Origin of the sequence: Candidatus Pelagibacter sp. HIMB1506 (assembly GCF_052047935.1) — a bacterium.
Lineage (GTDB): Bacteria > Pseudomonadota > Alphaproteobacteria > Pelagibacterales > Pelagibacteraceae > Pelagibacter.
Map to the genome: position 1 here is coordinate 1,176,154 of NZ_JBNAIS010000001.1, position 12,066 is coordinate 1,188,219.

Genomic DNA, 12,066 nt, shown 5'->3' on the forward strand with positions numbered 1-12,066 from the left:
ATTATTTTGAAAGATCTGGAACTATTTTAGAGGCAGCTTCCCAAAGAGCTTTTACAGCATCAATAGAGTGCATAAACTCTTTATTTTCTTTTTCATCTAAATCCACTACTTCAATTTTCTCAACTCCATCTTTACCAATTACAACTGGTACTCCAGCATAAACATTTTCTACTCCGTATTCACCATTTAACTGTACTGCGCAAGGTAATAATTTTTTTTCATCTTTTAAATATGATTCAGCCATTTGAACTCCCGATGCTGCAGGTGCATAAAAAGCAGAACCTTTTTCTAAATACTTAACAATTTCTGCTCCACCGTCTCTAGTTCTTTGATTAATTTCTTCAACTCTCTCTTGAGAAATCTTTCCCTCTTTCACAAGATCCAATAAAGGTTTGCCAGATACTTTTGTAAATCTTGGCATTGGAACCATAGTATCTCCATGACCACCCATAACCATTGCTTCAATCTCTCTCACAGGCACACCAAACTCTAATGATAAAAATAGTTTAAATCTTGAGCTATCTAAAATTCCTGCCATGCCGACAACTTTATTTGCAGGCAAACCTGAAAACTTTTGAAACGCCATAACCATTACGTCTAAAGGGTTGGTGATACAAATTACGAAGGCGTTCGGAGCGTTTTCTTTTACTCCTTGAGCTACCTGTTTAATAATTTTTAAATTTATACCAAGAAGGTCATCTCTACTCATTCCTGGCTTTCTAGGAACTCCTGCTGTAATTATAATAACATTAGAATCTTTAATATCTTTATAATCGTCTGTACCTGATAATTTTACATTAAATCCATCAACTGATGATGATTGAGCTATATCTAAAGCCTTTCCTTTAGCTATTCCACTTGCAACGTCAAATAAAACAACTTCATCAACAAGCTCCTTTATTCCGATTAAATGTGCTAATGTTCCACCTATTTGGCCTGCGCCAATTAAAGATATTTTTTTCATTTATTTCCTCTTATTTCATTGTTGGCATTACAAATTCTGCGTTTGTACGCACACCTGAAGGCCATCGTGATGTTACAGTTTTAAGTTTAGTATAAAATTTTATTCCTTCCATGCCATGCATGCCACTATCTCCAAATAATGATCTTTTCCAACCACCAAAACTATGAAAGGCCATAGGAACTGGAATTGGAACATTGATACCAACCATTCCTACTTGAATTTTACTAGCAAATGTTCTGCCTGCATCACCATCTCTAGTATAAATACTTACTCCGTTTCCGTATTCATGATCATTGATTAGTTTTGCAGCCTCTTCAAAAGTTTTAACTCTAACTACAGATAGAACTGGACCAAAAATTTCTTCTTTATAAATTCTCATGTCTTTATTAACGTGATCAAATAAACAACCACCTATATAAAATCCGTTTTCATAACCTTGGAGTTTTAAGTTTCTTCCATCGACAACTAATTTAGCACCTTCTTCAACTCCTAAATCAACATAACTTTTTACTTTTTCTAAATGTTCTTTTGTAACCAGAGGTCCCATCTCTGAAGTTTTATCCATACCAGGTCCTACTTTTAAGGCCTCTGCTTTTTTTGAAAGTCTTGAAACTAGTTCATCACCAATATCTCCAACAGCAACAGCAACAGATTGAGCCATACATCTCTCACCTGCAGATCCGTAAGCTGCACCCATCAATCCATTTACTGCACCATCCAAATCACAATCTGGCATGACTACTAAGTGATTTTTTGCACCTCCAAGTGCTTGTACTCTTTTTTCATTTTTAGCTGAATTTTCGTAGATATATTTTGCAATTGGAGTGGATCCGACAAAGCTTACAGCTTTAATATCTTTATTTTCTAAAATTGCATCAACAGCTTCTTTATCACCATTAACTACGTTAAATACTCCCTCAGGCAATCCAGCTTCACTAAGTAACTCTGCTAATCTAAGTGGACATGAAGGATCTTTTTCAGAAGGTTTTAATATAAATGTATTTCCACAAGCAATTGCTATTGGAAACATCCACATTGGTACCATTGCTGGAAAATTAAATGGAGTAATTCCAGCTACCACCCCCAGAGGTTGTCTCATTGACCAACTGTCAACATTTGTTCCAACATTTTCTGAATATTCACCTTTTAACAAATGAGGAATTCCACAAGCAAACTCAACTACCTCAAGCCCTCTTGTTAAAGATCCTCTAGCATCCTCAAAAACTTTTCCATGTTCTAATACTATTAGCTTTGTTAACTCATCAGAGTTTTTTTCTATTAATTCTTTAAATTTAAATATTATCCTTGCTCTTTGTAAAGGAGGTTTTGCAGACCAAGTTTCAAATGCTTTTTTGGCTGCTTCTACAGCTTGATCTAAATCAGATTTACTTGCAAGTCTAACCTCAGATTCTTGTTCTCCTGTTGCAGGATTAAATACTTTTCCTTTTCTATCAGATGAACCTGGAATTATTTTTCCATTAACGAAGTGCTCTATTAATTTCATGAATACGGTCTTTTAAATCAAAAAAACTTAATAGTCTATTTAAACATTGGCCGTAGCTAACATTTTTTTAATTTCTGCAATTGCTTTTGCTGGATTTAGGCCTTTGGGACAAGCATTTGTACAATTTAAAATAGTATGACATCTGTAAAGTTTTAATTCATCAGCAACTTTTTTTAATCTTGCTTTTCTTTCTTCATCTCTACTATCAACGATCCATCTGTAAGCTTGTAGAAGGACTGCTGGACCCAAGTATTTATCTCCATTCCACCAATAACTTGGGCAAGATGTTGAACAACATGCACACATAATACATTCATAAGCGCCATCAAGTTTTGCTCTATCTTCTTGAGATTGATAAATTTCTGTTGTTTCTTTTTTTGAATTATTTTTTAACCAAGGTTCAATAGATTGATACTGTTTATACAAACCATCCAAATCTCCAATTAAATCTCTTTTAACTTTCAAGTGCGGTAGTGGATATATGTCTATATCTCCATCAATTTCCGAATGCGGAGTTGTGCACGCTAAACCATTTTTGCCACCCATGTTCATAGCACAAGAACCACAAACTCCATGAGCACAAGATCTTCTATAAGCTAGTGTTGGGTCAATTTCGTTTTTAATTTTATTTAAAATATCTAAAACTTTTGAAGGACAATTATCCATATCAACTTCATAAGTATCAATTCTTGGATTTTCTTCAGTAGAAGGGTCCCATCTATAAACATTTACTCTTCTAAGATTTTTAGAGCCTGTTTTATCTTTAAAATATTTACCTTTTTTGACTTCAGAATTTTTTGGTAAATTCAATTGTACCATTAGTATACCCGCTCTTGTGGTGGAAAATATTGAACTTCATTAGTCAAAGTTGATTTGTGGACTGGTCTATAACTAATTTTTGTATTTTTTCCATCACACCAAGCAAGAGTATGTTGCATAAATTTATCATCATCTCTTTTTGGATAATCATCTCTTGCATGAGCTCCTCTGCTTTCTTTTCTGTGATATGCAGATTCTACTGTTGTTACTGCTTGTCTAATTAAATTATCAAATTCTAAAGTTTCAACTAAATCAGTATTAAATACTAAAGATCTATCTTTAACAGAAATAGAGTCCATTCCATCATAAGTTTTTCTAATATCATCAACGCCTTCTTTTAAATTTTTTTCTGTTCTAAATACTGCACATTTAGATTGCATTGTTTTTTGCATTGAAAGTCTAAGTTCTGCGGTACTATTATTTCCATCTGCATTTCTTAACTTATCAAATCTATCTAAACATTTTTGTGTCTCAGACTCAGGTAACTCTTCATGAGGAGTTCCGGGTTTAACTAATTCTGCTGCTCTTTTTGCTGCTGCTCTTCCGAACACTACTAAATCAATTAATGAATTAGAGCCAAGTCTATTCGCACCATGAACAGATACACATGCTGCTTCTCCTATAGCCATCAGCCCTGGAACAGTTTTTTCTGAACCATTAACAGTTAAAACTTCTGCTTTATAATTTGTTGGAATTCCTCCCATATTATAATGAACTGTTGGTACAACCGGTATAGGCTCTTTAGTTACATCTACATTTGCAAATAATCTTGCAGCATCAGTAATTCCTGGAAGTCTACTTTCAATAATATCTTTATCTAAATGACTTAAGTTTAAATGAACATGATCTTGATCTTTTCCAACTCCTCTTCCTTCATTTATTTCAATAGACATTGATCTGCTAACAACATCTCTTGATGCTAAATCTTTTGCATTTGGAGCATATCTTTCCATAAATCTTTCGCCCTTAGAGTTAGTTAGATAACCACCCTCACCTCTAGCACCTTCTGTTATTAACGTACCATGACCATAAATTCCTGTTGGATGAAATTGAACAAACTCCATATCTTGAAGAGGCAATCCAGCTCTTAATACCATTGCATTTCCATCTCCAGTGCAAGTATGCGCAGATGTAGCTGAATAATAGACTTTCCCATATCCACCTGTAGCTATAATTACAGTATGTGCTCTAAATCTATGGATTGTTCCATCATTTAAATTCCATGCAATTAATCCCTTGCACGCTCCATCTTTCATTAAAAGATCTAATGCAAAATATTCTATAAAAAACTCAGTGTTATGTTTTAAGGCTTGTCCATAAAGCGTATGAAGAATTGCATGACCAGTTCTATCCGCAGCAGCACATGTTCTTTGTACAATTCCATTTCCATAATTTTTTGTCATTCCACCAAAAGGTCTTTGATATATTTTTCCCTCTTCAGTTCTGCTAAATGGAACTCCATATTTTTCTAATTCTAAAACAGCTTTTGGAGCTTCTTTGCATAAATACTCAATGCTATCTTGATCACCTAACCAATCTGCACCTTTAACCGTATCATACATATGCCATCTCCAGTCATCTTCTCCCATGTTACCAAGTGCAGCTGAGATACCTCCTTGTGCAGCAGATGTATGGCTTCTAGTTGGAAATACTTTTGAAATACAAGCTGTTTTCAATCCAGCTTCGCTTAATCCAACAGCGGCTCTCAAGCCAGATCCACCAGCTCCTAAAACAACTACATCATATTCATGATCTATAATATTATAGGCGCTCATTATTTTAGATTAAGTAAAATTATTATTGTTAATAATGGAATGATTATAGCAGAAATATAGAGAAGTCTGTTTGCGACATATTTGGTTTTTTCATTAGAAATATAGTCCTCAAAAACCTCACTAATACTTAGGGCAGAAAAAAAATAAGCAAAAATTAAAAATATACTAAATAAAAACTTATTTGTTTTGTTTGAAAAAAAACTAACTACTTCAGAATAATCTCCATCATAAACTGATATGAAATTAATTATAAACCAAAACATTAAAGGGACTAAAATTATAGATGATAATTTTAAAAACACCCATTTTTTTGTAGCTAAATTCATATTAAAAAAAGTTTTTTCCAATTAAGTAAAATAAAATAGTTAAAATCAATGAACCAAAGATCACCATCAAACCTGTTAGACGAGTAGTCTTCAGTTCATAGCCATAACCCATATCCATTATTATATGTCGGATTTCACTAAGTATCTGAAAACTAAAAGACCACGTTAAACCTATTGCAACAAATTTTCCAAGAAATGAATTAAAAAATAAGTTTATCAAATCATATTTTGGTTCTCCTAAAATTAGCCAAGAAACCCAGACGCAAACTAAAGTTATTGCAAAGATATTTATTATTCCAGTTATTCTATGAGAAATAGATACTAGTGAGGATATGTGCCATCTATAAATTTGTATATGAGGAGAAAGAGGTCTTTTACTTTCCATAAAAATTATTTTTTATTAATGTTTCGGCAATTTCAACTGCATTTAAAGCTGCACCTCTAAGCAAATTGTCTGAGACAATCCACATATTTAAGCAATTCTTTTTAGTCTTATCTTCTCTAATTCTTGAAATGAATGTCTCATCTTTTCCAGCCGCTTCAAGTGGTGTTGAATATCCACCATCTTGTCTCTCATCAATAACTTTACAGCCTTCCATTTTCTCAAGACATTCTTTAATTTGATCAATTGTAAATTCTTTTTCTAATTCTAAATTTACTGCTTCAGAATGAGAAACTAAAACTGGTACTCTTACACAAGTTGCTGATAATTCAATATTTTGATCTAGAATTTTTTTAGTCTCATTGGTCATTTTTAATTCCTCTTTTGTGTATCCGTCATCAGCAAATACATCAATATGTGGAATTAAATTAAATGAAATTTGTTTTGTAAAATTTTTTGATTCAATTGCTTTGTTTTCTAGTGCTAACTTAGTCTGTTCTACTAATTCATCCATTGGTGCTTTCCCACCACCAGATACTGATTGATATGTAGCTACAACTACTCTTTTTATTTTAAATAAATCATGGATTGGTTTTAATGGTAAGACTAATTGTGCAGTTGAGCAATTAGGATTAGCAATAATATTTTTTTTTATATTTTTTAAGTCATCCGCATTTACTTGAGGTACAATTAAAGGAACATCAGGGTCCATTCTATAAAAACTAGAATTATCTATTACAATACTGTGACTTGCTGCTTTTGAGGCATAAGCTTCTGAAATTTTTCCACCCGCTGCAAAAAAAGTAATTTTTGCTTTTGAAAAATCAAAAGTCTCTAAATTTTCAACTTCTATGTCTTTACCTTTAAAATTAATTTTTGAACCAGCACTTCTTGCAGATGCAACTAAAAAAATTTCTGAAATAGTCAAATTTTTCCTCTCAAGCACTTCTAGTACTTTTCTTCCAACATTACCCGTGGCTCCGACTATAGCTATATTCATGATGGGGTTGTTATACTAAATGAAAGGTAAATCGCAAACTTTTCCAGCGCAATTATGTCCATTTACAACAACTTTTACATTTTGCTCAGGATTCCAGTATCCTTTTTGCATCATAGCTATACCAATTACTTTTTTGAAGTGAGGTGAATAGCAAGCAGATCTTAATTCTCCAATTAGGTTATTGTTTTCATCTGTCAAATCTAGAGAACCTGTTACACTGATTTCATTAATATCAATTTTTATACCCATCAATTTTTTGGTAATTCCTTCTTCTTTTATTTTGATTAATTTTTCCTTACCCAAAAACTTTGCATCACTATCTAAGTTAATATACTTATCAAAACCACACTCAAACGGGTTATCATTGTTATCCATATCGTTTCCAAATGATAGAAGAGCACTTTCAATTCTCTCTATTAAATTAGGGCATCCAGGCTTAACATTAAATTCTTTACCAGCTTCAAATAAATGATCATATAACTTTTGACCGGACTCAGTATTTTGAACATAAATTTCATAGCCACCTTGCTTAGACCAACCTGATTGTGCAATTAAATGGTCAACTCCTTCAAAATTAAAATAATCAAATCCAAAAAATTTCAATTTAGTTATTTTTTCGCCAAATACTTTTTCCATTAACTTAAATGATTTTGGACCTTGAACAGCCATGATGTCTACATTTGGTTCAAAGATTTTCACATCAAATTTATTTCCAATTGCTAATCCTTTTGCAAATAAAATTACATCAGAGTCTGCAATGGATATCCACCATTTCTCCTGACTTAATCTCAGCACTACAGGATCATTAATTAATCCACCTTGGTCATCTATAATAGGACAATAATAACATCTACCATCTTTAGATTTAGATAAATCTCTACAAGTCATTAATTGAACTAATTTAGCTGAGTCTTTTCCTGAAATTTCAACTTGCCTTTCTGCTGCAACATCCCAAATTTGAACATGTTTTTTTAAGTGATGATAAGAGTCTTCTACAGATCCAAAGGCTGCTGGAAGCAACATATGATTATAGATTGTATAAGCTGTTACACCTTGTTTTTCTATTCTTGAAGTATAAGGTGTACTTCTAAGTCTTCTAGATTTTGCTATTGAATAATTTTTCATTTATTTAAAAAATCTAAAACCTTGTCCCGCATTTCAAATGCTTTTTCAATCATAATCATATGCCCACATCCTTCAATTACATGAATAGTTGAATTTTTAATCAATTGAGAGAATTTTTTTCCAGATTCTAAATTAACCATTTTATCTAAAGAACCAAAAACAAACATTGATGGAACCTCGATAGATTCAGCTGCGGTTGAACCATTTTTGTAATTATTACAAGCTATAAGATCTACAGCAAGTATTTCACTAATATCTTTTGGAGATTGAATAATTCTTTCAACTGGATTTCCACCTATAAATTTTTTTGAGCCCTCATATCCCCACTTCATCATTAACTTTACTGCATCAGAATCTCCATTTTCTGCAAGCTCAATCAAATCGGGATGAACAGGCATTTTATTAGATCCACCTAAAAAGACTATTTTTTTTAGTCGATCTTTGTATCTATGGGAATATTCAAGTATTTCTAAACATCCTTGTGAATGACCAACTAAAATTAAATTTTGAAGTTCTAGGGCATCAAATACAAGTTCTAACCATTCTGCTATCTCCTCAATAGTTTTTAAACATGGCCCCTCAGAATTTCCATGTCCTGGTAAATCAATAGATAATACATTGAAATTATTATTTGAAAAAAATTGCTCACTTAATGACCAAACAATATGAGATAAGCCACTTCCATGAAGAAAAACAATGGTATCTTTGTTTTTATCTATAGCTTTGCCATTGTCTGAAGCAAAAATACTTTTATTTTCGATTTCAAATATCAATTAGATTCCTAAACTTTTTTTCTCAGTTCAAACTTCTGTATTTTTCCAGTTGATGTCTTAGGTAGTTCGCAAAAAACAACTTTTTTGGGAACTTTAAATCCAGCCAAAGTTTCTTTACAGAAATCAATTAATTCTTTTTCAGTAACAGGCTTATCTTGAACCATCTCGATGAAGGCACAAGGTACTTCTCCCCATTTTTCGTCTGGTTTAGCAACTACCGCTGCTATTGAAACTGAAGGATGTTTAGATAATGTATTTTCAATTTCTATTGATGAAATATTTTCTCCCCCTGAGATAATAATATCCTTCGATCTATCTTGGATTTTTACATATCCATCAGGAAACATAACTGCCAAGTCACCACTATGAAACCATCCATCTTTCATTGCTTTATCGGTAGCTTCTTTATCTTTAAAGTAACCTTTCATTACTACGTTTCCTCTAATCATGATCTCTCCGATAGTTTTTCCGTCTTTAGGAACTTCTTTCATCGTCTCTGGATCTAAAACTGTTACTCCTTCTGTATTGGGATACCTCACTCCTTGTCTTGCTTTAATCTCATTTTGTTTATCCTCATCTAAATCATTCCATCCATCATTCCACGCACATTGTGTAACATGACCATATGTTTCTGTAAGACCGTAAACATGCATAACTTCAAATCCAAGAGATTTCATTTTTTTAAAAATAATACTTGGCGGAGGTGCTCCAGCAGTTAAGACGTAAACTTTATGCTTTAATTTTTTTTTATCACTTTCGGGAGCTCCAGTTATCATATTTAAAACTATTGGTGCTCCTCCAAAATGAGTAATGTCATATTTATCAATAAGCTCAAAAATTTTCTTAACATCAATATTTCTTAAGCAAATTGTTCTTCCATTTAACATTGGAACTGTCCATGGATAGCACCAGCCATTACAATGAAACATAGGTACAACAGTTAAAAAATTTAAACGATTAGGCATATTCCAGGCAACAGTACTTCCCGTGGACATTAAGTACGCACCTCTATGATGATAAACAACACCTTTGGGATTGCCAGTTGTACCTGAAGTATAACTTAAAGATATTGCCTGCCATTCATCATCAGGCATTTTCCAATCAAAATTCTCATCTCCAGTATTTAAAAAACTTTCGTATTCTAAATCTCCAATTTTTTCCAATTTCGATTGATCAGCATGTTTGTCGTTAATATCTATAACCGTGATTTTTTTATTTAAATTTTTTAAAGCTTTTTTTACTTCTACATGTAATTGTCTATCTACAACCAATACCTTCGCATCACTGTGATTTAAAATATAATTAATTGTATTAGCATCTAATCTTATATTTATTGTGTTTAAAACAGCTCCTGTCATTGGAACTGAGTAATGTGCTTCAAAAATTTCAGGAGTATTAAAAGCTAAAAAAGATACTGTATCTCCTTTTTGAATGCCAATTTTAGAAAGTGCACTGGCAAATTTTACTGCTCTTTTATAAACTTCATTCCAAGTATAGCTTCTATCCTCATAAACTATAGCCTCATAATCAGGATAAACATCTTTGGCTCTTTGTAAAAATGTTAGTGGTGTTAATGGAACATAATTTGCATTATTTCTATCCAGATTAATATCGTAATGATTCATTATTAATTAAATTTAAATTTCATTATATTTGAGCTACCTGAAACTGCAGATTTATAATGATATTCTGCTCTTGGTAACACTTTTTCAAAGTAGAATGTAGCTGTATTAATTTTGTCTGAATAAAACTCTTTATTTTCTTCATAGTCTTTAAAACTGATTTCTAAGATTTTTATCCATGAAAAAGCAATCGAAATATAACCAAGTGTTTTTAAATAATCATTTGCAGCTGCAGAAACATCATCTTTTTCAATTTTACTTTTATCTACAATCCAACCAGTGAACTTTGATAAAATATCAAGATAATATGTAAGATCTTTTGTAAATGATTTTACCTTTTCATGTTTGTTTTCACATTCAGATTTTATCATTTCTAAAAATTTAGAAATTACATCACCATTTCTGTTTATTAATTTTCTAAATACTAAATCAGCAGCTTGAACTGAATTGGTTCCTTCATATATCGGTGTGATTCTATTATCTCTATATAATTGCTCAATACCTTGGTCTTTAGTATAACCGTATCCTCCATGAATCTGCATAGCATCACTCGTAATCTCCATAGCTAAATCAGTAAATAAAGATTTAACTACAGGTGTCATCAAAGAAACATAATCAGAAGCTTCCTGTTTAATTTTTTCATCTGGATGATGAAGACTAACTTCAGTTTGTTGAGACAACCAAAAGCATAAGGCTCTTTCTCCCTCAATTATTGATTTCATATTTAATAAAGTTCTTCTTATGTCTGCATGGTCAATAATGAAATCTGCACCATTAGTAGATTTAGAATTATTAGTCTTTCCTTGTTTTCTCTCTTTTGCATAAGCAAGTGAATTTTGGTAAGCAATTTCTGAAATACCCAATCCCTGAATACCGACTACAATTCTCTCAAGATTCATCATGGTAAACATTGCATTTAAACCTTTGTCCTTAGGACCAATCATGTATCCTGTTGCATCATCAAAGTTTAAGACACAAGTTGCCGAACCTTTAATTCCCATTTTTGTTTCAATAGATCCTGTTGAAATACCATTTCTTTGTCCAACCGATCCATCTTGATTTACTAAAAACTTGGGTACTAAAAATAAACTTATTCCTTTTGTTCCAGAAGGAGAGTCGGTAGATCTTGCTAAGACTAAATGAACAATGTTTTCTGTTAAGTCATGATCACCTGATGTGATAAAAATTTTTTGGCCAGTTATTTTATAAGTTCCATCAGATTGACTAACTGCTTTTGTTTTAAGTAAACCTAAATCAGTACCACAAACAGGTTCTGTTAAGCACATCGTACCACTCCATTTACCTTCTACAATTTTAGGTAAATATTTATCTTTTATTTCATCAGTAGCGTGATGATTAATACAATTGTATGCTCCAATACTTAATTCACTATAAAGTTTAAAAGATAAACTCGCTGAAGACAGCATTTCGTCAAAAAAAGCACTCACTGTTTTTGGCATTCCTTGACCACCATATTTTGGATCGCATGACAATGAAGTCCATCCATCCTCAATATATTTCTGATAAGCTTCTTTGTATCCTGGTGGTGTTCTAACTACACCATTTTCTAAAACTGCCGGATTTTCATCACCTACTTTAGCAAGTGGTAAAATTAAATTTTGATTGATTTTAGCTGCTTCTTCTAAAATATCTTTAACCAAATCTGAGCTGACTTCATTATATCTTTCAAGATCATTATAATTTTTGTTATCTCTTAATTTTTCATAGAGAAACATCATATCTTTGACGGGTGCAGAATAACTTGGCATTTGAAAA

Annotated in this window: 11 protein-coding genes; all 11 read right to left on the minus strand. The window is 32.2% G+C overall.

The features are described 5' to 3' along the window. Window position 1: 1 nt before the first annotated feature. The 11 genes from mdh to ACTTA8_RS06345 are packed head-to-tail and all read right to left on the minus strand — an operon-like array spanning window position 2 to window position 12,059. A complete protein-coding gene (gene mdh / locus ACTTA8_RS06295; RefSeq protein ID WP_440654967.1) occupies window positions 2-964 on the minus strand; it encodes a malate dehydrogenase in 963 nt (320 codons plus the stop codon). 10 nt (window positions 965-974) lie between these two features. Next, entirely contained in the window at window positions 975-2,468 is a 1,494-nt protein-coding gene (locus tag ACTTA8_RS06300) for a CoA-acylating methylmalonate-semialdehyde dehydrogenase (RefSeq protein WP_440654969.1), read from the minus strand. A 39-nt stretch (window positions 2,469-2,507) separates the two neighbouring features. Then, entirely contained in the window at window positions 2,508-3,287 is a 780-nt protein-coding gene (locus ACTTA8_RS06305; RefSeq protein ID WP_262589896.1) for a succinate dehydrogenase iron-sulfur subunit, read from the minus strand. Beyond that, window positions 3,287-5,062: a succinate dehydrogenase flavoprotein subunit gene (gene sdhA, locus ACTTA8_RS06310; protein ID WP_440613691.1), complete on the minus strand. Its 1,776-nt coding sequence runs from the start codon at window positions 5,060-5,062 to the stop codon at window positions 3,287-3,289. Before sdhA ends, ACTTA8_RS06305 begins: the two co-directional genes overlap by 1 nt. Further along, a complete protein-coding gene (sdhD, locus tag ACTTA8_RS06315; RefSeq protein WP_440635420.1) occupies window positions 5,062-5,388 on the minus strand; it encodes a succinate dehydrogenase, hydrophobic membrane anchor protein in 327 nt (108 codons plus the stop codon). Before sdhD ends, sdhA begins: the two co-directional genes overlap by 1 nt. Before the next feature lies 1 nt (window position 5,389). Continuing rightward, entirely contained in the window at window positions 5,390-5,773 is a 384-nt protein-coding gene (sdhC, locus tag ACTTA8_RS06320) for a succinate dehydrogenase, cytochrome b556 subunit (protein ID WP_440654970.1), read from the minus strand. Then, window positions 5,763-6,770: an aspartate-semialdehyde dehydrogenase gene (locus ACTTA8_RS06325; protein WP_440654971.1), complete on the minus strand. Its 1,008-nt coding sequence runs from the start codon at window positions 6,768-6,770 to the stop codon at window positions 5,763-5,765. Before ACTTA8_RS06325 ends, sdhC begins: the two co-directional genes overlap by 11 nt. Before the next feature lie 15 nt (window positions 6,771-6,785). Continuing rightward, window positions 6,786-7,895 carry a dimethylsulfoniopropionate demethylase gene (locus tag ACTTA8_RS06330; protein ID WP_440654972.1) on the minus strand — a complete coding sequence of 370 codons (1,110 nt, stop codon included), beginning with the start codon at window positions 7,893-7,895 and terminating at the stop codon, window positions 6,786-6,788. Beyond that, window positions 7,892-8,668: an alpha/beta fold hydrolase gene (locus tag ACTTA8_RS06335; protein WP_440654974.1), complete on the minus strand. Its 777-nt coding sequence runs from the start codon at window positions 8,666-8,668 to the stop codon at window positions 7,892-7,894. Before ACTTA8_RS06335 ends, ACTTA8_RS06330 begins: the two co-directional genes overlap by 4 nt. Window positions 8,669-8,676: 8 nt before the next feature. Next, a complete protein-coding gene (locus tag ACTTA8_RS06340) occupies window positions 8,677-10,293 on the minus strand; it encodes an acyl-CoA synthetase (RefSeq protein WP_440633088.1) in 1,617 nt (538 codons plus the stop codon). 2 nt (window positions 10,294-10,295) lie between these two features. Further along, a complete protein-coding gene (locus tag ACTTA8_RS06345; protein ID WP_440654976.1) occupies window positions 10,296-12,059 on the minus strand; it encodes an acyl-CoA dehydrogenase family protein in 1,764 nt (587 codons plus the stop codon). Window positions 12,060-12,066: the final 7 nt, after the last annotated feature.

What these genes read in the sequence shown, in the direction of transcription:
- mdh (WP_440654967.1), bottom strand. Translation starts at nt 964, where the DNA reads ATGAAAAAAATATCTTTAATTGGCGCAGGCCAAATAGGTGGAACATTA.
- ACTTA8_RS06300 (WP_440654969.1), bottom strand. Translation starts at nt 2,468, where the DNA reads ATGAAATTAATAGAGCACTTCGTTAATGGAAAAATAATTCCAGGTTCA.
- ACTTA8_RS06305 (WP_262589896.1), bottom strand. Translation starts at nt 3,287, where the DNA reads ATGGTACAATTGAATTTACCAAAAAATTCTGAAGTCAAAAAAGGTAAA.
- sdhA (WP_440613691.1), bottom strand. Translation starts at nt 5,062, where the DNA reads ATGAGCGCCTATAATATTATAGATCATGAATATGATGTAGTTGTTTTA.
- sdhD (WP_440635420.1), bottom strand. Translation starts at nt 5,388, where the DNA reads ATGAATTTAGCTACAAAAAAATGGGTGTTTTTAAAATTATCATCTATA.
- sdhC (WP_440654970.1), bottom strand. Translation starts at nt 5,773, where the DNA reads ATGGAAAGTAAAAGACCTCTTTCTCCTCATATACAAATTTATAGATGG.
- ACTTA8_RS06325 (WP_440654971.1), bottom strand. Translation starts at nt 6,770, where the DNA reads ATGAATATAGCTATAGTCGGAGCCACGGGTAATGTTGGAAGAAAAGTA.
- ACTTA8_RS06330 (WP_440654972.1), bottom strand. Translation starts at nt 7,895, where the DNA reads ATGAAAAATTATTCAATAGCAAAATCTAGAAGACTTAGAAGTACACCT.
- ACTTA8_RS06340 (WP_440633088.1), bottom strand. Translation starts at nt 10,293, where the DNA reads ATGAATCATTACGATATTAATCTGGATAGAAATAATGCAAATTATGTT.
- ACTTA8_RS06345 (WP_440654976.1), bottom strand. Translation starts at nt 12,059, where the DNA reads ATGCCAAGTTATTCTGCACCCGTCAAAGATATGATGTTTCTCTATGAA.